Below are 22,969 nucleotides of genomic sequence, written 5' to 3' on the forward strand. Positions count from 1 at the left end.
GTCAATCCTCCCGTTCGTCAATTTCTTCCACATCGACATCCTCGTCCGATTCAGTGTCAGCCTCATCTGCGACATATTCGTAATTGGGTATCTCGATGCCACGCACATCGATTTTACCTGTAACGGCATCCCCTATGAGACGAGTCCGCAGTTCTTGCAAATCTTTGATTTTTCGGTTTGTTTTCTCGATCAAAATGTCAATTTTCATACATATGCTATCAAGATAGGCAACTATAGACTCCTGCTCATTAAGGGGTGGTACTAAAATAAAGGCATCTTTCAGCATTCTTTGAGTGATACTGTAAACCTTAACTCCGTTAACTTTCTTACGGATTTGATATCGCCAAGTTGGAGATTTAAACAAGTATGCAAGGTACTTGTTATTACTTGTCCCGTTAGGATGAGCGATGATAGAGTGGTATCCCGCAAATATAGTGTCATCCCAATCAACATAGACACAGTTTCCACAACCAGCAACATCTTCAGAAGTGTCAGCAAATATAAAATCTCCCTTTTCGACAAGCGAAGAAGGATTTGACAACAGATAAGATTTGTTTACAAATCTTATCAAATCCGAGTTTAACCCAACGCCGGAGTTCTTTTTTGAATGTACCTGCCCATAGCTGATGACGGCAATTCCACTTTTTTCAAGGTTTGCTTTTGTTATGGGCAGACCTTTTCTGAAGCTAAATGATTTCCTAATACGCTGTATTTTCCAATGCTTCGGGTAATCAATATCCCAACGGATATCATTATTGTGAACGACATCAGAAGAGGCAATGCCTCTTGTGGTTGCTTTGTCAATGATGTTACTTTTCAGTTCGTTAAGCAGAGCGATTTCTTTTCGGTGGGTAGTAATCAGTCTGTTTATTTCAGACACTTTCCAATCTAAGTATCGAACGATATGATCCTGTTCTTCTCTCGGTGGTACAGGAAACCGAATAGTCAGAAATACATCAGGGTAGAGTCTTAACCTCGATGGTCTGATTCCCGTTGAAAGAGAATGATATACATCAATCAGCCTTCGTTCCCGCAGAAGCATATCAAGGAAACGGGGATTATAAACCTCTCCGTTCTGGCGATACACATTATAAGCTGGACTGACCACTCCGGCATAATTTGAAACACCGATTGCTCCTTGCCAAGTCCACATCGTATTTGCAGCAATATCTCCTATCTGGCACAGCTTATATCCGACCAGAGACTCTGCCTGAAACATGGTAACATTCTTTTGGCTTCGCGGCGTTATTCCTGTGATATGAGAAACAGATAGCAGTTCTTCTGTGCCTTCCTCTGATCGCTCATCAATCACCCGAAATAATTGTTTGCCTCTATAAAGCGGCCATCGGGAAGGATAGCTACGCTTGTCGGAGGGATTAAAGAGATTAGTACTCATTCAATAGCCCTCCCATAATTTCTGATAAAATCCCATCAGACGATTTCTCCAACGCTTCCAGCCCTGCCAAAATGGATTTCATATCGCGTACAGGTGTGGGTTTGTAGAAATATTTGGAAAAGCTAATCTCATAACCGACAGTTGTTTTCTTAGTGTCTATCCACGCATCTGGAGCATATGTCAAAACCTCATGTTCCATGAAGGCATCTATTCCGCCCTCATATAAAAAGGGAACAATCTCCGTATCTCGTAATTCTGTATCTGCCTCACCATGTATTGGTTTTGCAGTCGGGTCTTTCTCTGTAATAAATGGTCGGATTTTCTTAAGCTGGGTCGCTTTCAGCTTCGTTTCCTTAGCAAAGGCAGTCCAGTCATCAGTAGGCGTTCCTACTGAAACAGAAGCAAGAGCTTTTCTAATAGCAGCTAATTCATCTGCTTTTTTGAAAATATCTGCAGGAATTTCTCTGTCGAGGTATACACGCAACCGAAGGGGACGCTCCACTGTAATAGACCAGTAGGCAAATTCCTCATTATTGAATATCATGCTAACTTCACTTTCTTCCATTTCCATAAAGATGCGCACAATTTCTTTACGGAGTTCCGGTGTGAACTCGCAATTTTTTTTGCCCATATTTTTGCGCAGCGGAGACTTCATAGCCGTAGCATCAATCAGCTGGATTTTTCCTTTGCGTCGTTCTTCCTTTTTGTTTGAAAGAATCCAGATAAATGTCCCTATGCCCGTGTTATAAAACATGTTTTCTGGTAAGGCAATAATTGCTTCTACAAGATCATTCTCAATCAGATATCTGCGAGCATTACTTTCTCCACTTCCGGCGTCTCCGGTGAAAATGGAGGAGCCGTTATGTACTTCAGCTATACGGCTGCCAAGTTCGGTGTCTTTTTTCATCTTTGATACATTGTTCAGTAGGAACAGGAGCTGGCCATCACTGGTACGCGGGATCATCGGCATGATTTCGCCACCTTCCAGATAGGTGTTGAAGCGTGTGTCGAGAATTTCCTTCTTGCCGCCCATCTTCTCAGCATCGGTCTTCCAACTCTTGCCGTAGGGCGGATTTGAAAGCATAAAGTCAAACTGGCGGGATGCGTGCTGGTCGTCGGAAAGTGTGGAGCCGTACATGATATGCTCGGCCTCTTCACCATCGCCCTTCAGCAGCATATCCGCTTTGCAGATCGCGTAGGTTTCCGGATTGATTTCCTGCCCAAACAGATGGATAGCGACTTCCTTGCCGCGTCTCTTGGCAAGCGTCAAAAGTCTATCCTGAGCGACGGTGAGCATTCCACCGGTACCGCAGGCTCCGTCATAACAGGAATAGGAAGCGTCTTTGATTTTATCGGCAATCGGTACGAACACAAGGTCAGCCATGAGCTCGACAACATCACGAGGAGTCCAGTGCTCTCCGGCTTCCTCGTTATTTTCTTCATTAAACTTCCGAATCAGCTCCTCAAAAATGGTACCCATGCCGTGGTTATCAAGACCAGGGTGTTTAAGGATCGTCTTCGCATCGTCCTTGTAAATAGGATTCGGACTCAAGTTAATGTCAGAGGATGTAAACTTTTCAATGACTGCACCGAGAATATCTGCATCCACCATCGTATCAATCTGATTTCGAAATTTGAACTTATCTAGAATGACCTGCACATTAGGAGAAAAACCATCAAGGTACGCAATGAAGTCAGCTTTGAGTGTCTGCGCTTTGGCGCGACTGGTCAAATCCTTCAGCAGGAAGGGAGATGCATTGCAGAAAGCCTGTCCCGCTGCATTGCACAGCGCAGGCCACTGGTTATCGATCTTTGCAGCGTCGAGCTGCTTTTTCATAGCTAATACTGGGGATTTTGTTTCTTCCAGCATAGCATCCAAACGGCGGATGACCGTCATCGGGAGAATGACATCACGATATTTGCCACGCACATATACATCACGTAGACAGTCATCTGCAATTCCCCATATAAAGCTTACTATTTGATTATGCACTTGATTATCCATGCTTGATTTCCTTTCTCGGTATAGAGCGCCTAAGCTAGCCTATATCTGAATTTGTATCTCAATTTTCTTTGCAGTTATCATCAGCTGCGCCGCCAGATCGAATCCAGTCGTCCACCTCGGATAGCTTGAATTTCCACAGCTTACCCACTTTATAGGCTGGCATATTTCTCTTAGCGATCCACTGCAAAATGGTTTCTCTGCCGACGCCAAGGTATGCTTGGACTTCTTTCAATGTTGACCATTTTTCAATGTTCTCGTTACCCAATTTAGTTACCTCCAGATCTCCTAAATGTCTTGTTCTCGACTATAATCATTACATTAAATGGGCTCGAATAGTTCGGGTAGCACTCCTTATTGTCTTTATCTACCATAACCCATTTGCTCTCGAAAGAGTTCTCATCGCCACGAGCATCAAATTCTATCGACAAAATAACCCTTCTATTTGGAGCTGTATCAGGGATATCAATTGATTGCTGCATGGCGTAGGGAGTAATGGAATCCTCGTTTATACAAATAAGTTTTCGGCCCGTCCATGTGACCTTCCCGGCGTTAAGCAGTTCCCAAGTGTGGGTGAAGTGCTCATAAAAATCAACCACATGTCGTCGATCGGAAGGTGGCGTTTCAACCCAGAAGGCATCCCCATCATAGAGCGGTTTATGAAATGACGGCTCGTCCATTTCCGGCTCTGACAAATACCGCTGATAGTTCGTTGCAATGATATCGGCATTGGAGTCCGGCTCGTGTATGATTATCTGGAACTGGTCTGCGAGGGCTTTTGCCAAAGCCGAAGTATTTATATCTGTGTCCGTTGGGATCGTGAAGTAGTTCATCACGGTTCTGGCGGACGCTTTTTTTATATGCTCCGACAAATACTTCGCAAGACCGGTCGTATTTATCGGATTTGGGAAAGAGTCCCTATGCTTCTTTGATAAGGGTTTGCCACCGTTGAACAGCTTAACACCATAATTAGATGCGCTGTATGCGCTTTTCTTTGCAAAAGTGTAACTGCTTCCTGCGGCCCTAAATACCTCTGCGACGAAGGAATCTTGATTTGCTACTCCATCGGTGGAGCTATATATTCCTTTGCAAAAATGAGCGAAATCTATGCAAATCACCCCTTTCAGAAAAGTCCTATTAAAAGTCCTGAAAGTCCTTTTTTCACGGTCCTTGCGCCTATAGGAAGTCCTTTTTCATATCGGTATCCTATTAGTAGATGACGGAGATGAGAAAGACAGAGCGTCGAACCATGGACCTTGATATTTAATTCTATCATGTTCAAGCCTAAAAATCAACGAATTTAGGCTATAAATGGTATAAATCGACTAAAACTCACTTTTGATAATTCGTCGTTTCACAGTTACTGCCTCTCAGCGTGTTCACTGGCCATGAACATTCCGGAGTTGGGAGGTCGGTACCATTAACAGCCTACTATCCGGATTAGGAAGCTGAACCTGACAAGGAGGGACAAGCAGTGACAAAGCGTGAACGTGATAACTGGATTGTGAACATTGAAAATACCGCTGCTGTAATCGAGTCTCAGTTAGGCGCAGCAGTAGTTGAAGCTGTTTTCAGACGCTACGGCGCACACGGCACTGGGGATCTCCGCTCTAGTGACCTGCCTGATATTTTCAGCGAACTGTACGCCATTGAAGCGGATCTCAATTAGTTTCCGGGAGGTGATGATCCTTTAATTTCTGGTCAAAACATGAAAATTCTTCTTTGCACACTTTGTGAAATCAAAGTGCTGCACAAGAACATTAAAAATAATCTCACAGCCTGAGATGCGCATTAGGGCGGCGGGATGCATAGAGAGTTCACCATGGTTATAACCCATGCTGAAACTCTGATGCACCCACCGCTACCAGTTGCGCTCATTCTAGGCAATAGGAGTCGGTGTGCATCAGCGCACCGACTCTTTTTTGTGTCTCTCCGCCCGGCTCGTCTTCGAGCGGAAAGGACACAAAATGAAGATTACCTACAAATTTGTCACTGGAGAGGTCGCGGAGGTTGAGGTTTCTGAGGAAATCTGTGCCGTGATTGTCGACCTGGATCGCCAAGAGTACAACAACGATCACAAGGAGACCCGCCGGCATTACTCGCTGGAAGGCAAGGTCTATGAAGGCATGGACTATGCCGTGGAAGACCCTGGTTTGGAAGCCCTCTTTGCCGGCCCCACCGATGAAGAACGACTCCGCGCCGCCATCCAGAAACTCGACCTCGGCCAGCAGGCTATGATCCGCGCCATCTACTTTGAAGGAGTCAGCGTCAACGACTACGCCGCCTGGATGGGCGTAACGCAGTCCGCCATCTCTCACCGTTTGCAGACGGTGAAGAAAAAACTAAAAAAACTTCTAGGCTGACCCTCATATCCGCCCGTTCTCCTGGCCGTATCTCGGAAGGGCAAGAAATCCTCCTTCCAGAAAGGACTGAACGCCATGAGACACAGACTTAAAATCAGCGTGTCCAAGGAGCCGCAGACCGGTGGGGTAGTCAGATGCCGCAGCGTGACACTGCGGGAGAAGATGCTCACCCGCCTCCTGGGCCGCAAAGAGCGCGTGATGATCCTCATCCCCGGCAATACCGTGGAATCCCTGGACATCACCGAACTGCCGGAGGGAGGTGCAACGGTTGAGTAAGATCAAGCTCCTCCTGGATGTGGTGGAGGATATGCGCTCCCTTGCCGACAGTCTCCAGGCATTGGCGGATGCCATGACCCAGGGAGACGCGCCGGAAGCCGAGCCGGTACAGAAGACCGCTCCGTCCCCTCCCACAGAACCGGCGGTCACGCTGGAGCAGGTTCGGGCGGTGCTGGCTGAAAAGAGCCATGATGGGAAAACCGATGCGGTCCGAGAGCTGCTGCAGAAGTACGGCGCGCCGAAGCTGTCAGCAGTAGATCCCAAACACTACCCGGCTCTGCTGAAGGATGCGGAGGTGCTCTGATGCCGCCTTCCAAACACGCCGTTCTCTCTGCCAGCGGCGCCCATCGCTGGCTCCACTGCAACCCCTCGGCGCGGTTGGAGCTGGAGTTCGCCGACCGTGAGACAGAAGCCGCAGCTGAAGGCACCGCCGCCCATGCTCTCGCCGAGCACAAGCTCAAAAAGGCGCTGAAGCTGCGTTCCCGGAAACCCGTCAGCCCGTATGACTGCGATGAAATGGACGCCTATACCGATGGGTATGTGGAATTCGTGCTGGAGCAGCTGGAGGAAGCAAAGGCGCTCTGCGCCGACCCTCTCGTCCTCATCGAACAGCGGCTGGACTTCTCCTGTTATGTGCCAGACGGTTTTGGCACCGGTGACTGCCTGATTGTGGCGGACAAGCTCCTGCACATCATCGATTTCAAGTACGGGCAGGGGGTTCTGGTGGACGCGGAGGAAAATCCCCAGATGATGCTGTACGCCCTGGGCGCGCTCCGGCAGTTCGACCATCTCTATGACATTACCCAGGTTGCCATGAGCATTTACCAGCCCCGCCGGGAGAATGTGTCCACCTGGACGATCACCGTGGAGCAGCTCATGGATTGGGCGGAACACACCCTCAAGCCCAAGGCGGAAATGGCCTACCAGGGTGAAGGAGACTATGTTCCCGGCCCCTGGTGTACCTTCTGCAAGGCGGCGGTGAAGTGCCGCGCCAGAGCGGAAGCCAAGCTCCAGCTCGCCAAGTACGAGTTCGCCATGCCGCCGCTACTCACCGATGCGGAAATCGAGGACATACTCTCCCGACTGCCCGGCCTGACCAAGTGGGCCGGCGAGATCGAAGCCTATGCTCAGGACGCCGCCATTCACCACGGCAAGGTGTGGCACGGTTTCAAGCTGGTGGAGAGCCGAACCAACCGCAAGTACACAGACAAGGAAGCCGTGATCCGCGCCGCTAACGCCGTCGGATACCACGACATCTTCAAAAAATCTCTCATCCCCATTACCGAGATGGAGAAGCTCATGGGCAAAAAGACTTTTGCCGAGGTGCTCGGTGGTCTGGTCGAGAAGCCCAAGGGCAGGCCGACCCTGGTCCCGGTATCCGACCGGCGTCCGGCCATCACCACGATGGATGCCGCCCAAGAATTTACTGAAATTACGGAGGTATAACGATATGTCTGTCAATCACAAGAACCCGACCAAGGTGGTCACCGGTGTTGTCCGCCTGTCCTACGCCAATGTCTGGGAGCCGGCTTCCATCAACGGAAGCAACCCCAAGTACAGCGTTTCCCTCATCATCCCTAAGAGCGACACCAAGACCATCGATGCCATCAACGCCGCCGTGGACGCCGCCATCAAGGACGGAGCCGCCAAGTTCGGCGGCAAGATCCCCAACAAGGCCGCGCTGAAGCTCCCCCTGCGGGACGGTGATCTGGAGCGGGGCGATGAAGCCTACAAGGGCGCCTACTTTGTCAACGCCAACAGCACCACCGCACCTCAGATCGTGGACCGCGCTGTGCAGCCCATCCTGGACCGCGCCGAAGTCTATTCCGGCTGCTACGCCCGTGTGTCCATCAACTTCTACGCCTTCAACTCCAACGGGAACCGCGGCATCGCCTGCGGCCTGGGCAACATCCAGAAGGTGCGGGACGGTGAACCTCTGGGCGGTCGTTCCTCTGCCGCTGATGACTTCTCCACCGATTTCGATGACGATTTCCTTTCCTAACGAGCATCCGGCGAGGGTGGCGGAGGGCGACCTCTGCCGCCCTTATGCCACAGGAAAGGAGGTCCTATGAAAACGCTATCCATCGATATTGAAACCTTTTCCCCGGAGCCGCTGGCCAAGTGCGGCGTGTACCGCTACTGCCAGGCCCCGGAGTTTGAAGTGCTGCTGTTCGGCTATTCCGTGGACAGCGGCCCCGTCCGGGTGGTGGATCTCACCGCCGGCGAAGGCATCCCCGCCGATGTGCTGGCTGCGCTGACCGACCCAGCGGTATTCAAGTGGGCCTTCAACGCACAGTTCGAGCGGGTGTGTCTCTCCCGGTACCTGGGGTACCCTGTCGGACAATACCTGGACCCCGACTCCTGGTACTGCACCATGGTGTGGTCAGCCACCCTGGGCCTGCCCCTCTCCCTGGAGGGAGCCGGCGCCGTGCTGGGACTGGAGAAGCAGAAGCTCAAGGAGGGCAAAGACCTGGTGCGCTATTTCTGCACGCCGGCGAAGGCCAGGGACGGTTCCACATTCCGCCACCTTCCCGCAGACGCGCCGGAGAAGTGGGCCGCGTTCAAAGCCTATAACCTCCGGGATGTGGAGACGGAGATGTCCATTCAGCAGAAGTTGTCACGATTCCCGGTCTCCCCGGAAGAGTGGGATAACTACCATCTCGACCAGCGCATCAACGACCGGGGTATCCTGCTGGACCGCACCCTGGTGGTCCAGGCCATCCGTTGTGACGAGCGGTTCAAACGCACCCATTTAGAACAGGCCCGCTCGGTCACCGGGCTGGAGAACCCCAACAGCCCCGCCCAGCTCAAAGCGTGGCTGGCGGAAAAGGGCGTGGAAGCCGAGTCCCTCTCCAAAGCATCCGTACTGGAACTTCTGTCCCATGCGGAGGGCGAGGTGGAGCTGGCCCTGTCCCTGCGGCAGGAGCTGGCCAAGAGCAGCGTCAAGAAATACACCGCCATGGAGTCAGTGGTCTGCCCGGATGACCGCGCTCGCGGCCTGATCCAGTTTTATGGTGCCAATCGGACCGGCAGATTTGCCGGGCGGCTCATTCAGGTGCAGAACCTCCCGCAGAACCATCTGCCCGATCTGAAACAGGCCCGGATGCTGGTGCGGGACGGGCGCTTTGACGCCGTGGAGCTGCTCTACGACTCCGTCCCGCTGGTGCTCTCCGAGCTGATCCGCACCGCCTTTATTCCGAAACCGGGATGCCGCTTCTTTGTGGCGGACTTTTCGGCCATCGAAGTGCGGGTCATCGCCTGGATTGCCGGGGAGCAATGGCGGCAGGAGGTGTTCGCCCAGGGCGGGGATATCTACTGCGCTTCCGCCAGCCAGATGTTCCACGTCCCCGTGGTCAAGCACGGCGTCAACGGTCACCTCCGGCAGAAGGGCAAAATCGCGGAGCTGGCCTTGGGCTATGGCGGGTCAGTGGGGGCGCTGAAGGCCATGGGCGCGCTGAATTACGGCCTGACCGAGGAGGAGCTGAAACCCCTGGTAGACGCCTGGCGGCAGTCCAATCCCCGCATCGTGAAGTTCTGGTGGGACGTGGACCGCGCCGCTACCACCTGCGTCCGGGACAGAGTACCAGCCGAGACACACGGCATCCGCTTCTTCTATCAAAGCGGCATGATGTTCATCGTGCTCCCTTCCGGCAGAAGGCTGGTGTATGTGAAGCCCAAGATGGGCGTCAACCGCTATGGTAGCGAGTCCGTCACCTACGAAGGTGTCGGAGAACAGAAAAAGTGGCTGCGGCTGGAGAGCTACGGCCCCAAATTTGTGGAGAACATCGTCCAAGCCACCGCCCGCGACATCCTGGTGGAAGCCATGCGCCGGTTGGAAGCGGCGAGGTACCAAATCGTGATGCACGTCCATGACGAAGCGGTGATCGAAGCGCCGGCGGATTCCTCCCTGGAGGACATCTGCGCCATCATGGGCCAGACCCCAGCCTGGGCGGGAGGACTGCTGCTCCGCGCGGACGGTTATGTCTGCGATTTCTATCAGAAAGACTGAGGTGACCCTTATGGGAATCAACAAATACAACTGTGAGGGCTACTATGACCCCACACCCTACGAAGCCTTAACCCGGATCGAGAACGAGGCGCGCAAGCTCCACTCGTTCCGTCCGGTGGTTTACATCTGCTCTCCGCTCTCCGGGGATGTGGAGGGCAACCAGGAAAAGGCGGCGCGCTACTGCCGCTTCGCGGTGGACACCGGGTATATCCCCATCGCGCCCCATCTGTACTTTCCCCGGTTTATGAACGATGCCAACCCCAGAGAGCGGGATCTGGCTCTGTTCATGGACATCGTTCTGCTCACCAAATGCGCCGAGCTTTGGGTGTTCGGGGACACCATCTCCAAGGGTATGAGCATAGAAATTGAGAAGGCCAAGCGCAAAGGCCAGACCATCCGCTACTTTACCGAGAACTGCCAGGAGGTGTCCGTATGAAAATCGCTGTAGGCAACAGCCGCATGGATAAGAAGTGGAAGAACCGGGATATTTCCTGGGAGGACCTGTGCCAAAGGGTCAGATCCACCATCCGTACCACGGAAACCGTGGAGGAATACCGCAAGCTGAAGAAGGGCGCCCAGGACAACATCAAGGATGTGGGCGGCTTTGTGGGCGGTCAGCTCCGGGAAGGCCGGCGCAAGAACGGCATGGTGCTCTGCCGCTCCATGCTCACCCTGGACATGGACTATGGCGAGCCGGGGATCTGGGACGAAATTGACCTGCTCCACGACTTTCAGTGCTGCGTCTACTCCACCCATAAACACACGCCGGACCATCCCCGGCTGCGGATGATCATCCCCCTGGCCCGTGACATCACCGAAGAAGAGTACCCGGCGGTGGCCCGGATGGTGGCCAAGGAGATCGGCATAGACCTGTTTGACGATACCACTTATGAAGCCTGCCGCCTGATGTACTGGCCATCCACCTCCGCCAACGGCGAGTTCTTCTACAAGACCAAGGATGGCCCTCTGCTGGACCCGGACGCTTATCTCGCCAAGTACGCCGATTGGCATGACGCTTCCACCTGGCCGGTTTCCTCCCGGCAGTCCGAAGCGGTGCGCCGGAGCATCACCCAGCAGGCCGATCCCCTGGAAAAGCCCGGCATCGTGGGCGCTTTCTGCCGCGCCTATACCATTGAGGAAGCAATCGAAACCTTCCTTTCCGATGTCTACGAACCGTCCTCCATGAACGGACGGTACGACTATATCCCCGCCGACTCCGCCGCCGGCGTGGTGGTTTACGATGGGAAATTCGCATACAGCCACCACGCCACCGACCCGGTCTGCGGCAAGCTGTTAAACGCCTTCGACCTGGTGCGGCTCCACAAATTCCGGGAGCTGGACGAGAATGTGGGTTTGGATACCCCGCCGGGCAAGCTGCCCTCCTTCAAAGCCATGAGCGACCTGGCTCTGGGAGACGATAAGGTCAAGACGGTCTTCGCCGAAGAGCGCATCGCCCAGGCCAGCGCCGAGTTTTCCGATGAGGACTGGCAAAACGGCCTGGAGCTGGACAAGTCCGGCCATGTGAAGAACACCCTGCACAACCTGACCATCATTTTGGAGAACGACCCCAACCTCAAGGGCGTGGTGTTTAACCAGCTCCTGGACGGGATGGAGATCAAGGGCGAGGTGCCCTGGAAGCATCCCTCCAAGTTCTGGCGAGACGCCGATGACGCCCAGCTCATCAGCTATGTGGACACCCATTACGGCACCTTCTCCGCCCGGAACTACGATATCGCCGTGACCAAGGTAGCGGATGACCGGGCCTATCACCCCATCCGAGAGTTCATCGAGAGCCTGCCGGAGTGGGACAAGGTCCCCCGCGTGGATACGCTGCTGGTGGATTACCTGGGTGCCGCCGACACCGCATACGTTCGGGCGGTGACCCGGAAGACCCTCTGCGCCGCCATCAGCCGGGTACTGCGTCCGGGCTGCAAGTTCGACTCCATGCTGGTGCTCAACGGCCCCCAAGGTGTGGGTAAGAGCACCCTCATCGCCAAGCTGGCCGGAGAGTGGTTTTCGGACAGCCTGAACCTGGGCGACACCAAGGACAAGACCGCCGCCGAGAAGCTCCAGGGGTACTGGATCTTGGAGATCGGCGAGCTGGCCGGTCTGAAGAAGGCCGAGGTGGAGACCCTGCGCTCCTTCCTCTCCCGGCAGAACGACATCTACCGGGCGGCGTTCGGCAAACGGGCCACGCCCCATCTGCGCCAGTGCGTGTTCTTCGGCACCACCAACGCCGAGTCCGGCTATCTGCGGGACACCACCGGCAACCGCCGCTTCTGGCCGGTCAAGACCCCCGGCAGCGGGAAAAAGCACTCCTGGAACCTGACCCACGAGGAGATCCTCCAGATCTGGGCGGAAGCTCTGGTGTATGTCCGCCAGGGCGAGAAGCTCTATCTCTCTCCTGAAATGGATGCCCTTGCGAAGGACGAACAGCGGGAAGCCATGGAGTCTGATGAGCGCGAGGGCCTGGTGCGGGAGTATCTGGACACCCTGCTGCCGGAACGCTGGGCGGAGATGGATCTCTTTGAACGCCGCAATTTCCTCACCGGCTCCGACTTTGGCGGTCTGCAGGAGAAGGGTACGGTCAAGCGTACCAGTGTGTCCAACATGGAGATTTGGTGCGAGTGCTTCGGCAAGGAACGGGCGAATCTGCGCCGCGCCGACAGCAACGAGCTGACGGGCATTCTGGCGCGGCTGGGCTGGAAACGGGCGGAGAGCAAAGTGCGCATTCCACTCTACGGTCCACAGTATGTCTTTGTTCCGAAGGAGTGTTCCAAGTGAAAAAGCAGACAGGCACACAAATTGGGAACAGGTTCCCAGGGGCACCTCTGCGCTTTGGAACCCACACCGGAACACCCCATGGGAACGGCGGAAGCCCCATAAGCAGTAAGGAAAACCGGCTTCCTTGTTCCTGTGTTCCTAACATTTCTTATATATCGAAAGATGTAAGAAATAGAGGTTATCAGCACGCAAAACACGCATATACGCGCGTAAAGGGATTTTTGCGTTCCAAGAACACAGGAGGCCGGTATGCGGGAGAAAACCATTGAAGCCAAACTGGTGAAGGCCGTCCGAATCATGGGCGGTCTCGCGCCCAAGTTTGTAAGCCCTGGGTTTGATGGAGTGCCAGACCGCCTGGTGCTCCTCCCCAAGGGGAAAATCGCTTTCGTTGAACTGAAAGCGCCGGGCAAGGCGCTCCGGCCACTGCAAATGAGACGGAAAAAGCAGCTGGAGACTCTGGGCTTTCCGGTGTACCGCATCGACAGCGAAGAACAGATTGGAGGGATCTTGGATGAAATACAGTCCTCATAAATACCAGACCTACGCCACGGACTTCATCCTGGAGCATCCCGTTTCGGCGATCTTCTTGGACATGGGCCTTGGCAAAAGCGTCATTACCCTGACCGCCATCTTCGACCTCTGCCTGGACAGCTTCCTGGCTCGCAAGGTGCTGGTCATCGCCCCGCTTCGCGTGGCAGCGGACACCTGGCCCGGTGAAATCGAAAAATGGGACCACCTGCATGGCCTGAGCTACTCGGTAGCGGTCGGCAGTGAAGCCCAGCGCAAGGCGGCGCTCCTGCAGAGGGCCAGCGTGTATATCATCAACCGGGAGAACGTCCAGTGGCTGGTGGAGAACAGCGGCCTGCCCTTCGACTATGACATGGTGGTCATCGATGAGCTGTCCTCCTTCAAAAGCTATCAGGCCAAACGGTTCCGAGCACTGTTGAAGGTGCGGCCCGGCGTCAAGCGCATTGTGGGGCTGACCGGCACACCTTCCTCCAATGGTCTGATGGATCTGTGGGCAGAATTCCGTGTTCTGGACATGGGCAAACGTTTGGGCCGATTTATTACCCGGTACCGAAACGCCTATTTCCAGCCGGACAAGCGCAACGCCCAGGTGGTGTTCTCCTATAAGCCCCTGTCCGGCGCCGAGGACACCATCTATGAGAAGATCTCCGACATCACCATCTCCATGCGGGCCGGCGACTATCTGGATATGCCGGAATGCGTGTTCAATGAGGTCAAGGTCGACCTATCTGAAAAGGAACGGCAAGCCTACGACACCATGAGGGCGGAGCTGGTACTCTCCCTGAACGGCGAAGAGGTGGACGCCGGGAATGCGGCGGCTCTGGCAAACAAGCTCTCCCAGATGGCAAACGGTGCGGTCTACGGGGATGACAAGCGGGTACTCCGGCTGCACGACCGCAAGCTGGACGCCCTGGAGGACCTTATCGAAGCCGCTAACGGCAAGCCCGTCCTGGTGGCCTACTGGTTCAAGCACGACCTGGAGCGCATCCGGGAACGGTTTACCGTTCGGGAGATCAAGACCAGCCGGGACATCGCGGATTGGAACCAGGGCAAGATCCCGGTGGCGGTCATCCACCCGGCGTCCGCCGGCCATGGGCTGAACCTGCAGTCCGGCGGCTCCACTCTCGTCTGGTTCGGGCTGACCTGGTCGCTGGAATTGTACCAGCAGACCAATGCCCGGCTCTGGCGGCAGGGGCAGAAAGACACAACTGTGGTCATCCACCACATTATCACGAAAAACACCATTGATGAGCGGATCATGTCCGCCCTTCAAAAGAAGGAACGGGCGCAGTCGGCTCTGATTGACGCAGTCAAAGCAGATCTGGAGGTGCGAAAATGACAGCAAAAGAATACTTATCCCAAGCCCGGCTGCTGGACGCCAGGATCAACGCCAAAATCCAGCAGGTCGCGGCGCTCAACGACTTGGCCACCCACGCCACCGCCACTCTGACGGGGATGCCCCGGAACCCCAACCACTCCGAGTCCCGTATGGCGGAGGCGGTGGTGAAAATCGTTGACCTGCAGGATGAAATCAACCACGACATCGATGAGTTGGTGGATCTGAAGCGGGAGATTACCCGCCGGGTGAAATCCATCCCCAACACGGAATACCAGCTCCTCTTGGAGAAACGGTACCTGTGCTTCATGCCCTGGGAGAAAATTGCCGTGGATATGGGCTACTCCATCCAGCACATCTACCGCCTGCACGACTGGGCGCTGCGGGAATTTCCCATCCCCCAGGAAACATGAGAGTTCGGTGTATTGAATGAGAGTAGCTCCGTAGTGTATCATTAAAATTGCCAAGATAACAAGGACAGCCTCATGGGATCCATCCCGTGGGGCTTTTCTTATGCCCGAGGGGAGGTGGAACGGTGCCGAAAAAACCCAAGCGCCCCTGCTCTTACCCCGGATGCCCCAGGCTGACGGATGGCCGTTTCTGTGAGGAGCACGCCAAAGAGGAAGCCAAACGCTACGAGAAGTACGACCGCAACCCGGCTGTACGCCGCAGGTATGGCCGCGCCTGGAAGCGCATCCGCGACAGGTACATCCAGGAGCACCCGCTGTGTGAGCGGTGCCAGCAGGAAGGCAGGCTGACTCCTGCTGAAGAGGTTCACCACAAGATACCTCTCTCCGAAGGCGGCACACACGCCAGAGACAACCTCATCGCCCTGTGCAAGTCCTGCCACGCCAGAGTCCATGCCCAGCGTGGGGACCGCTGGCACAGGCACTGACCCGGTAGGGGGATGAAAATCTCTACAGCCTGTGAGCCGTGCAACGGGCCGGGGGTCTCGCGCACAAAATCGCGTTTTCAAAGGGGGTATATACCTCCGGATCGAGAAAGGAGGAAATCTGTGGCCAAAGACGGTACCAACCGCGGCGGCGCCCGTGCTGGTGCCGGCGCAAAGAGAAAGCCCCTCGCCGACAAAATTGCCGAGGGCAATCCAGGCAGAAGGAAGCTGACTGTCATCGACTTTCAGGATACAGCCGATTTAGAAGGTCAGCCCATGCCGAAACCGTCAGCCATGCTGTCCGCCACCCAGAAGGATGGCAAGACACTGGTCGCCGCCGAGGTCTATGAAAAGACCTGGATCTGGCTGGCGGAGCGGGGCTGCGCCGCTCTCGTTTCCCCGCAGCTTTTAGAACGATACGCCATGAGCGTGGCCCGCTGGATACAGTGTGAGGAGGCCATCACCGAATACGGTTTCCTCGCCAAGCACCCCACCACGGGGAACGCGATTCAAAGTCCCTATGTTGCGATGAGCCAGAACTTCATGTCCCAGACCAACCGCCTGTGGATGGAGATCTACCAAATCGTCAAAGAGAACTGTTCCAGCGAGTACGGCGGGGCTACGCCCCAGGACGATGTGATGGAGCGGCTGCTGTCCGCTCGGAAAGGAAACTGATATGACAAAATACAAAACAGCTGAGAGCGTGCGGTGCGGTCACCCGGATAAGCTGTGCGACCTGATCGCCGACAGCATTCTGGACGAGTGCCTGCGGCACGACCGCTATTCCCGCTGCGCCTGTGAGGTCATGGCCACCAAGGGGAAAATCTTTGTCTGTGGGGAGATCACCTGCGCAGCAAAGATCAACATCCGCTCGGTGGTCCGGGAAGTCCTCCGCAAGGTGGGCTACAATCCCATGAAATTCATCGTGTTCGTCTATGTCCACCGGCAGAGTGCCGATATCGCCGGCGGCGTGGATTCCGCTCTGGAGGTGCGGAATAGCGGCAGCGAGGATGTGTTCGCTTCCACCGGCGCCGGCGACCAGGGCACCGTGTACGGTTACGCCACCAGGGAGACCTGGACCCGTCTGCCCGTCCCGGTGGTCTTTGCGAATGAAATCTGCAAAGGGCTGGATGATGCCATGCACGATGGAACCATCCGTGGCATCGGCCCCGATGGCAAGGCCCAGGTGACCGTGGCCTATGAGGACGGAAAACCCGTAGGCGTCAAGAACATCGTGGTGTCCGTCCAACACGATGAAGGCAAAAATCTGGAGGAGCTTCGCCGAGAGATCATCTCCGAGGTGCTGTATCCCATTCTGGACCGCTTCGACTTCCCCAAGGATGTGGAGATTCTCATCAACCCCTCCGGCAGGTTTGTGGAGGGCGGTCCCGCCGCCGATACCGGGCTGACCGGCAGGAAGCTGATGGTGGACACCTATGGTGGCCTTGCCGCTCATGGTGGCGGCGCCTTCTCCGGGAAAGACCCCACCAAAGTGGACCGCTCCGCCGCATACATGGCCAGAGCCATTGCCCGGAATGTGGTGGGCGCGTGGCTTGCGGAGGAATGCCAGGTTTCCATTTCCTACGCGATCGGCAAAGCGGAACCTACCGCTGTGGAGATTGACACCTTTGGCACCGCCAAGGTGGACGAGGATGTCATCCGGCTGGCGGTACTGGACGTGTTCGACCTGCGGCCCGCCGCCATCATATCACTGCTGCATCTCCGCGCTCCCATCTACGCCGACACCGCCGCCTACGGCCACTTCAATGGGTACAAGTACAGCTGGGAAAATCTCGACAAGACCGAGGAGCTGCGGAAGGCGGTGGAAAAGTATGCTGATTGAGCGCAAGCGCACCGCCGACCTGATTCCCGCCGACTACAATCCCCGCAAAGATCTGAAGCCTGGTGACCCGGAGTACGACAAGCTGAAACGCTCCATGGAGCAGTTCGGCTATGTGGAGCCGGTAATCTGGAACAAGACCACCGGACGGGTGGTGGGCGGTCACCAGCGGCTGAAGGTGCTCATGGACATGGGCGTCACCGAGGTGGAGTGCGTGGTGGTGGAGCTGAATGACGAGCGGGAAAAAGCCCTCAACATCGCCCTCAACAAAATCTCCGGCGATTGGGACAAGGACAAGCTGATGCTTCTCATCTCTGACCTGCAGGGCGCCGACTTTGATGTGTCCCTCACCGGCTTTGACCCCGCCGAGATCGATGACCTCTTCAAAGACAGCCTGAAAGATGGGGGCAAGGATGATGAGTTCGATGTGGACGCCGAGCTGGAGAACCCCGTCATCACCAAGGCCGGGGATGTCTGGACGCTGGGGCGGCACCGGCTGGTCTGCGGAGACAGCACGAAAGCGGAAACCTTCTCTCTACTGATGGACGGTCTGAAGGCCAATCTGGTCATCACCGATCCACCCTATAACGTCAACTACGAGGGCAGCGCCGGGAAGATCAAAAACGACAATATGGAGAACGCCGCCTTTTACGATTTCCTGCTGGCGGCGTTTCAGAATACAGAGGAAGCCATGGCGGATGATGCCTCCATCTATGTATTCCACGCAGACACCGAGGGGCTGAACTTCCGAAAGGCATTCTCGGACGCCGGCTTCTACCTTTCCGGGACGTGTATCTGGAAGAAGCAGTCCCTGGTACTGGGCCGCTCACCCTATCAGTGGCAGCACGAGCCGATCCTTTTCGGCTGGAAGAAGAAAGGCAGACACCAGTGGTATACCGGGCGGAAAGAGTCCACCATCTGGGAGTTCGACAAGCCCAAGAAGAATAAGGATCACCCCACCATGAAGCCTATCCCGCTTCTGGCCTATCCTATTCTGAACTCCTCCATGAGCAACGCCATCGTGCTGGACCCCTTCGGCGGTTCCGGCAGCACCCTCATTGCCTGTGAACAGACCGACCGAGTCTGCCGCACCATCGAACTGGACGAAAAGTTCTGCGATGTCATCGTGAAGCGGTACATCGAGCAGGTGGGCGAAGCGGTCGGTGTGTCCGTGATGCGAGATGGTCTGACCTACCGGTATGATGAGATTATTGGAAACGACAAAAACGAGGAAACGGCATAACCGCTTCCTCGTCCTCTCAATTCTTTCTGGTTGGCTTTACATTAACCGCCGGATTGATGGTGCCGTCAATCTTTCCATGCTCTTGCTCAAAAGCCTTGATGTTTTCTCAGATGAGCACCAGAATATGGCTGTTGACCGAGCGTCCCTCATAGTCTGCCACAAAGCCCAGTTTCTCCAGCATTTCTTCCTCTATGCGAATGGACACGCTTTTGATTGCCATAAAATCACCTCGTTGAATATATTTTGTGTTTATTTTATGGCTACCATGTGGTAAAATGTTTTGATTAGATATACCGTATATCTACAATAATTTTGCAATGTGTCCGAGGTGTTGAAATGTGAGAGTGGCAATCGTAGGATCCAGAGGGCTAAGCGTGACCAATTTGGAGAAATATCTCCCGAATGGCGTGACGGAGATCGTGTCCGGGGGTGCAAAAGGGATCGATACCTGTGCCAGAGAGTATGCCGTCTCCAACGGCATCAAGCTGACAGAGTTTCTGCCGGAGTATGAGAAGTATGGGAGATCTGCCCCATTGAAGCGCAACATCACAATTATTGAAAATGCCGATCTTGTATTGGCGTTTTGGGACGGGACATCACGGGGAACGAAGTTTGTGATTGACAACTGCAAGAGCCGTGGTATTCCTGTGAAGATCTTTGTCCCGACCAACCACAACTGACAACACAAGTTCTCTCGATTTGTGTACAAGGTAGAATGTGGCGATTTAGCTCTTTTCCACTTGCTATTACCTTCCTTTCGAGGGAATATGTACTCACCCAAAAAAGGAAGGTGGTATGACATATGCCAAACAAGGAAATGCGGGCGGCGGTGGAGGAATTCATTCTGCAGCGAATCAACGATTGGGGCTCAGATGAATCCCAGGGCCTGCAAACGGCCATTGAGCAATGGAAACTTAGCACCGAAAACTTGAAGCGGTCTTTATCCGACCAGCAGGAAATTCTCTATAGAGAATGTGAGAACGCCTATGCGCTGGTGGACGGAGAAACCATGCAGTGTTACTACCGTGCCGGTTTTGCCGACGCGGTATTGTTTTTGATGGGCTGGAGGGATGGAACATGGAACTGAATTACAACTGCACCGGTGAAAGCCGCAAGCGGCTGGTGACCGCCATCAGCGAGATTACCGGCGTCCCTGCTAAATACCTGGGCGCGCCCAGCTTCGCCTACCAGGTGGACTACTTCACCATCGACCGCAACGGCGGCGTCACCTTTGACAACCGTGCCGACAGTGAGGAGATCGAGAACCTCATCGAAACGCTGGACAGCCAGGGCTTCACCGCCGAACCGCAAGAGGTCGAGGCATCCGAAAATGAGGAATCGTCTCCCACCGAGGTGGACGGGCTTTGTATCTCCATGCCCGCCAACCTGTTCTCCGAAACGGCGCTGCAAAACCTCAAGGACATCACGGCTGCGAAGGGCAGCCTGATCCGCAAAGCCCTGGGGGTGGAGGAACTGCCCATCGAAGTCGGCGAGACGAAGGTCTCCTTCCCCTGGTTTGCCGGAACGCCCACGCCGGAGGAGGTCAAGGCCTACGACCACTTCATCTGCGCCCTGTGCGAGATGGCCCGGAACCAAAAGCGTATCACTGCCAAGGAACGGGACACCGGGAACGACAAGTACGCCTTCCGCTGCTTCCTCCTCCGGTTGGGCTTCATCGGGCCGGAGTTCAAACAGGAGCGCAAAATCCTCCTGCGGAACCTGACCGGCAGTTCCGCATTCAAGTTGGTTCCCCAAAAGGAGGTGGCGGACGATGCGGCTTCCGAGTAAGGAAACGCTGACGCTTCTCCGTATGCGCTACCCTGCGGGAACGCGTGTGGAGCTTATCCGCATGGACGATCCCCAGGCCCCTCCGGTTGGGACGAAGGGCACGGTGCTGGGCGTGGACGATGTGGGAAGCATTCTGGTAGCCTGGGATAACGGCAGCGGTCTGAACGTAGCCTTTGGCGAAGACGTCTGCCGCAAGGTTAAGGGATAAGGCACTGTAAGATGCACAGTTTTCAGACCACAAGATCGTGTAGTTTATGGCTCAGATAATCCTGGATATAGTGTGCCTTCAGAGGTAATATGACACTACCGAAAGGGAAAACAACACCAACCAGGAGGCAGAACCATGAACGAGAAAACGAGAACCCAGATCGAGGAAATGAAGAAGCAGACCATTGGGGTCGAGGTCGAGATGAACAACATTGAGCGTAGCCGGGCGGCAAAGGTCGCCGCCGAGTTCTTCGGCACCGGACGCTACGAGAACACCGCCCACCGCAACGGGTACAGCACCTGGTCGGCCTGGGACGCAGACGGGCGCGAGTGGAAGTTCCAGAAGGACGTTTCCATTTCCGGTCCGGACAGCGAAAAATGCGAGCTGGTTACCCCAATTCTGACCTACGCCGACATGGAAACCCTGCAGGAGCTGATTCGGCAGCTTCGCAGGGCGGGCGCCAAGAGCGACTCCACCCGGGGTTGCGGAGTTCACATCCACATCGGCGCCAAGGGCCACACCCCGCAGACCCTGCGCAACCTGGCCAACATCATGGCAAGCCACGAGAGCCTTCTGGCCGGAGCCCTCAATCTCGACCATTACCGCATGAGCCGGTACTGCCGCACGGTTGACCCCCGCTTCCTGGAACAGCTCAACCGCAGGAAGCCCACCACCATGGCCGACCTTGCCGACATTTGGTATGGGAGCCAGGGTGCCAACTACGGCAGAAGCCAGCATTACAATGACAGCCGCTACCATATGCTCAACCTCCACGCCACCTTCACCAAGGGCACGGTCGAGTTCCGGCTTTTCCAATTCGATGCCCCCGGCAACGGAAAACGCAACGGCCTTCACGCTGGCCAGTTGAAGAGCTACATCCAGCTTTGCCTGGCGCTCAGCCAGATGGCCAAGACGGTGCGCACCGCCAGCCCCAAGCCCCAGCAGAACGAGAACCCCAAATACGCCATGCGCACCTGGCTCCTCCGCCTGGGTTTCATCGGCGATGAGTTTGAAACCGCACGAGACATCCTGACCCGCCGCCTTTCCGGTGACGCAGCCTTCCGCAACGGCAGAGCCGCCGCTTGAAGGACGCCGCCCAGAGGCCCCCGAACCCGCTGACGCGGGCTTTCGGTGGTAGAAGGGGTACGCACCCCGGAAAGGAAGGATCACGGAATGAAAAGATACTACATTGCCTACGGGAGCAACCTCAATGTCCAGCAGATGCGCTGGCGCTGCCCTGGGGCGCGGATCATTGGCACCGCGGAACTGCAGGACTACCGGCTCCTGTTCAAGGGCAGCAAGACCGGCTCCTATCTCACGGTCGAGCCGGAGAAGGGATGCACGGTCCCCGTTGCGGTCTGGGAGGTCACCGAGCAGGATGAACTGGCGCTGGACCGCTACGAAGGGTACCCCAGCTTCTACTACAAAACCGAGATGACGCTGGATGTCAAAGGTATCCGCACCGGCAAGCTCCGGCGCAGGAGGGCTTTCGTGTACATCATGCGGGAGGAACGGCCCTACGGCGTTCCCGCCAACAGCTACTTGAGCATCTGCGGCCAGGGCTACCGATTCTTCGGATTCCCCGTTGACAAGCTCCTGGAAGCCTGTCGGTACAGCAGAGAAAGGATGAAGCACCATGAAGGAAGATAACGTTACCCGCCTGGCAATCTGCCCACGCTGCGGCCAGCCCTACTACGAACCTCCGGCGCTTTCCCGGCTGGACAACGAGACCCTCATCTGCCCGGACTGCGGCACACGGGAGGCGCTGGACAGCATTGGCGTTTCGCCTGAGGAGCAGGACTCCATTATCCAGACCATCCACCGCTGTCTGAGGTCGGAATGAAGATGTAAAACACACAATATCTGACCGCCATGTTTGTGTAGTATATTCCTCAGAATTGACTTGCTATTATTCGCTTTTAGAGCGAATATGTACACACCGAAAGGGAAAACACCGCTGAATTGGAGGACACGAACATGAAGAAAACCACCGCCCAGAAGGCCGCGACCTACCGCCTGCCCGAAGCCACCACCCCGGAAAACCTGGAAATGAAGCTGATGAACAACCTGGGTACCATCCTTACCTTTGGAGACCGCATCCTCGCCGCCGGGTACTTCTACGATCCCAACGGGCGCAGCTACTACGGCGCTGTGTACCGGTTCACCACCGAGGATCACACCTGCGAAGGCGACATCAAGCTGGTCAGCGTTTCGGATGAGACCTTCATCGACAACGGGCACGCCATGGCCTGGGCGATGAGCAAAGCGAACTAAAGCAACCACAACATAACACCCTACAGGGAT

At 55.4% G+C, this 22,969-nt stretch carries 29 protein-coding genes; 24 read left to right on the plus strand and 5 right to left on the minus strand.

Features of this window, described 5'->3' with window-relative positions:
- Position 1 precedes the first annotated feature (1 nt).
- The 4 genes from DWX58_RS10835 to DWX58_RS10850 are packed head-to-tail and all read right to left on the minus strand — an operon-like array spanning position 2 to position 4,231.
- On the minus strand, positions 2-1,396 hold the full coding sequence (locus tag DWX58_RS10835) for a restriction endonuclease subunit S (protein ID WP_118643756.1): 1,395 nt from the start codon (positions 1,394-1,396) through the stop codon (positions 2-4).
- Positions 1,386-3,401 (minus strand): class I SAM-dependent DNA methyltransferase, encoded by a 2,016-nt coding sequence (locus tag DWX58_RS10840; RefSeq protein ID WP_118643758.1) that lies wholly within the window; start codon positions 3,399-3,401, stop codon positions 1,386-1,388. Before DWX58_RS10840 ends, DWX58_RS10835 begins: the two co-directional genes overlap by 11 nt.
- Positions 3,402-3,459: 58 nt before the next feature.
- Positions 3,460-3,666 carry a helix-turn-helix domain-containing protein gene (locus tag DWX58_RS10845; RefSeq protein WP_118643760.1) on the minus strand — a complete coding sequence of 69 codons (207 nt, stop codon included), beginning with the start codon at positions 3,664-3,666 and terminating at the stop codon, positions 3,460-3,462.
- A gap of 1 nt (position 3,667) precedes the next feature.
- Complete coding sequence (locus DWX58_RS10850) at positions 3,668-4,231, minus strand: NBR1-Ig-like domain-containing protein (protein WP_118643762.1); 564 nt, start codon at positions 4,229-4,231, stop codon at positions 3,668-3,670.
- Positions 4,232-4,872: 641 nt separating this feature from the next.
- Between DWX58_RS10850 and DWX58_RS10855 the strand changes: the two genes are divergently transcribed.
- The 16 genes from DWX58_RS10855 to DWX58_RS10930 all read left to right on the plus strand — a co-directional run bounded on the left by DWX58_RS10855 (position 4,873) and on the right by DWX58_RS10930 (position 18,669).
- Complete coding sequence (locus DWX58_RS10855; protein ID WP_118643764.1) at positions 4,873-5,067, plus strand: hypothetical protein; 195 nt, start codon at positions 4,873-4,875, stop codon at positions 5,065-5,067.
- Between the two features lie 298 nt (positions 5,068-5,365).
- On the plus strand, positions 5,366-5,761 hold the full coding sequence (locus tag DWX58_RS10860) for a sigma-70 family RNA polymerase sigma factor (protein ID WP_147382263.1): 396 nt from the start codon (positions 5,366-5,368) through the stop codon (positions 5,759-5,761).
- Between the two features lie 75 nt (positions 5,762-5,836).
- On the plus strand, positions 5,837-6,037 hold the full coding sequence (locus DWX58_RS10865) for a hypothetical protein (RefSeq protein WP_118643768.1): 201 nt from the start codon (positions 5,837-5,839) through the stop codon (positions 6,035-6,037).
- Entirely contained in the window at positions 6,030-6,341 is a 312-nt protein-coding gene (locus DWX58_RS10870) for an rRNA biogenesis protein rrp5 (RefSeq protein ID WP_118643770.1), read from the plus strand. The genes DWX58_RS10865 and DWX58_RS10870 overlap by 8 nt, the downstream gene beginning before the upstream one ends.
- On the plus strand, positions 6,341-7,483 hold the full coding sequence (locus DWX58_RS10875; protein ID WP_118643771.1) for a DUF2800 domain-containing protein: 1,143 nt from the start codon (positions 6,341-6,343) through the stop codon (positions 7,481-7,483). The genes DWX58_RS10870 and DWX58_RS10875 overlap by 1 nt, the downstream gene beginning before the upstream one ends.
- Before the next feature lie 4 nt (positions 7,484-7,487).
- Complete coding sequence (locus tag DWX58_RS10880) at positions 7,488-8,039, plus strand: DUF2815 family protein (protein WP_118643773.1); 552 nt, start codon at positions 7,488-7,490, stop codon at positions 8,037-8,039.
- A 66-nt stretch (positions 8,040-8,105) separates the two neighbouring features.
- Positions 8,106-10,046 (plus strand): DNA polymerase, encoded by a 1,941-nt coding sequence (locus DWX58_RS10885; RefSeq protein ID WP_118643775.1) that lies wholly within the window; start codon positions 8,106-8,108, stop codon positions 10,044-10,046.
- Between the two features lie 10 nt (positions 10,047-10,056).
- Complete coding sequence (locus DWX58_RS10890) at positions 10,057-10,482, plus strand: DUF4406 domain-containing protein (RefSeq protein WP_118644074.1); 426 nt, start codon at positions 10,057-10,059, stop codon at positions 10,480-10,482.
- Positions 10,479-12,830 carry a virulence-associated E family protein gene (locus tag DWX58_RS10895; RefSeq protein WP_118643777.1) on the plus strand — a complete coding sequence of 784 codons (2,352 nt, stop codon included), beginning with the start codon at positions 10,479-10,481 and terminating at the stop codon, positions 12,828-12,830. Before DWX58_RS10890 ends, DWX58_RS10895 begins: the two co-directional genes overlap by 4 nt.
- Before the next feature lie 249 nt (positions 12,831-13,079).
- A complete protein-coding gene (locus DWX58_RS10900) occupies positions 13,080-13,361 on the plus strand; it encodes a VRR-NUC domain-containing protein (RefSeq protein WP_118643779.1) in 282 nt (93 codons plus the stop codon).
- A complete protein-coding gene (locus DWX58_RS10905) occupies positions 13,342-14,697 on the plus strand; it encodes a DEAD/DEAH box helicase (RefSeq protein ID WP_118643781.1) in 1,356 nt (451 codons plus the stop codon). Before DWX58_RS10900 ends, DWX58_RS10905 begins: the two co-directional genes overlap by 20 nt.
- Positions 14,694-15,107 (plus strand): DUF1492 domain-containing protein, encoded by a 414-nt coding sequence (locus DWX58_RS10910; RefSeq protein WP_118643783.1) that lies wholly within the window; start codon positions 14,694-14,696, stop codon positions 15,105-15,107. Before DWX58_RS10905 ends, DWX58_RS10910 begins: the two co-directional genes overlap by 4 nt.
- 122 nt (positions 15,108-15,229) lie before the next feature.
- Positions 15,230-15,589, plus strand: coding sequence for an HNH endonuclease (locus tag DWX58_RS10915; RefSeq protein WP_118643785.1), 360 nt, complete (start codon positions 15,230-15,232; stop codon positions 15,587-15,589).
- A gap of 120 nt (positions 15,590-15,709) precedes the next feature.
- On the plus strand, positions 15,710-16,261 hold the full coding sequence (locus DWX58_RS10920) for a P27 family phage terminase small subunit (RefSeq protein WP_118643787.1): 552 nt from the start codon (positions 15,710-15,712) through the stop codon (positions 16,259-16,261).
- Position 16,262: 1 nt separating this feature from the next.
- Positions 16,263-17,429, plus strand: a complete 1,167-nt coding sequence (gene metK, locus DWX58_RS10925) for a methionine adenosyltransferase (protein WP_118643789.1) — start codon at positions 16,263-16,265, stop codon at positions 17,427-17,429.
- Positions 17,419-18,669, plus strand: a complete 1,251-nt coding sequence (locus tag DWX58_RS10930) for a site-specific DNA-methyltransferase (RefSeq protein WP_118643791.1) — start codon at positions 17,419-17,421, stop codon at positions 18,667-18,669. The genes metK and DWX58_RS10930 overlap by 11 nt, the downstream gene beginning before the upstream one ends.
- 106 nt (positions 18,670-18,775) lie before the next feature.
- Here the strand turns inward: DWX58_RS10930 and DWX58_RS10935 are convergent, their stop codons facing one another.
- Positions 18,776-18,889 carry an Arc family DNA-binding protein gene (locus DWX58_RS10935; RefSeq protein WP_118643793.1) on the minus strand — a complete coding sequence of 38 codons (114 nt, stop codon included), beginning with the start codon at positions 18,887-18,889 and terminating at the stop codon, positions 18,776-18,778.
- Between the two features lie 154 nt (positions 18,890-19,043).
- On the opposite strand from DWX58_RS10935, the gene DWX58_RS10940 reads away from it, so the two are divergent.
- The 8 genes from DWX58_RS10940 (at position 19,044) to DWX58_RS10975 (ending at position 22,939) form a co-directional block, all read left to right on the plus strand.
- A complete protein-coding gene (locus tag DWX58_RS10940) occupies positions 19,044-19,349 on the plus strand; it encodes an SLOG family protein (RefSeq protein ID WP_243093428.1) in 306 nt (101 codons plus the stop codon).
- Positions 19,350-19,471: 122 nt separating this feature from the next.
- The gene (locus tag DWX58_RS10945) at positions 19,472-19,756 is read left to right on the plus strand and encodes a hypothetical protein (RefSeq protein WP_118643797.1); all 285 of its coding nucleotides are present in this window, start codon (positions 19,472-19,474) and stop codon (positions 19,754-19,756) included.
- On the plus strand, positions 19,747-20,457 hold the full coding sequence (locus tag DWX58_RS10950) for a virulence protein (RefSeq protein WP_118643799.1): 711 nt from the start codon (positions 19,747-19,749) through the stop codon (positions 20,455-20,457). Before DWX58_RS10945 ends, DWX58_RS10950 begins: the two co-directional genes overlap by 10 nt.
- Positions 20,441-20,665: a DUF4314 domain-containing protein gene (locus tag DWX58_RS10955; protein WP_069195798.1), complete on the plus strand. Its 225-nt coding sequence runs from the start codon at positions 20,441-20,443 to the stop codon at positions 20,663-20,665. Before DWX58_RS10950 ends, DWX58_RS10955 begins: the two co-directional genes overlap by 17 nt.
- A 135-nt stretch (positions 20,666-20,800) precedes the next feature.
- Complete coding sequence (locus DWX58_RS10960) at positions 20,801-21,751, plus strand: amidoligase family protein (RefSeq protein ID WP_118643801.1); 951 nt, start codon at positions 20,801-20,803, stop codon at positions 21,749-21,751.
- Positions 21,752-21,838: 87 nt separating this feature from the next.
- Positions 21,839-22,315 (plus strand): gamma-glutamylcyclotransferase family protein, encoded by a 477-nt coding sequence (locus tag DWX58_RS10965; protein WP_118643803.1) that lies wholly within the window; start codon positions 21,839-21,841, stop codon positions 22,313-22,315.
- Positions 22,302-22,508, plus strand: a complete 207-nt coding sequence (locus tag DWX58_RS10970) for a hypothetical protein (RefSeq protein WP_118643805.1) — start codon at positions 22,302-22,304, stop codon at positions 22,506-22,508. Before DWX58_RS10965 ends, DWX58_RS10970 begins: the two co-directional genes overlap by 14 nt.
- Before the next feature lie 134 nt (positions 22,509-22,642).
- Positions 22,643-22,939: a hypothetical protein gene (locus tag DWX58_RS10975; RefSeq protein WP_118643807.1), complete on the plus strand. Its 297-nt coding sequence runs from the start codon at positions 22,643-22,645 to the stop codon at positions 22,937-22,939.
- The last annotated feature ends 30 nt before the right edge of the window (positions 22,940-22,969 follow it).

This window comes from Pseudoflavonifractor sp. AF19-9AC (assembly GCF_003478995.1).
Taxonomy (GTDB): domain Bacteria; phylum Bacillota; class Clostridia; order Oscillospirales; family Oscillospiraceae; genus Lawsonibacter.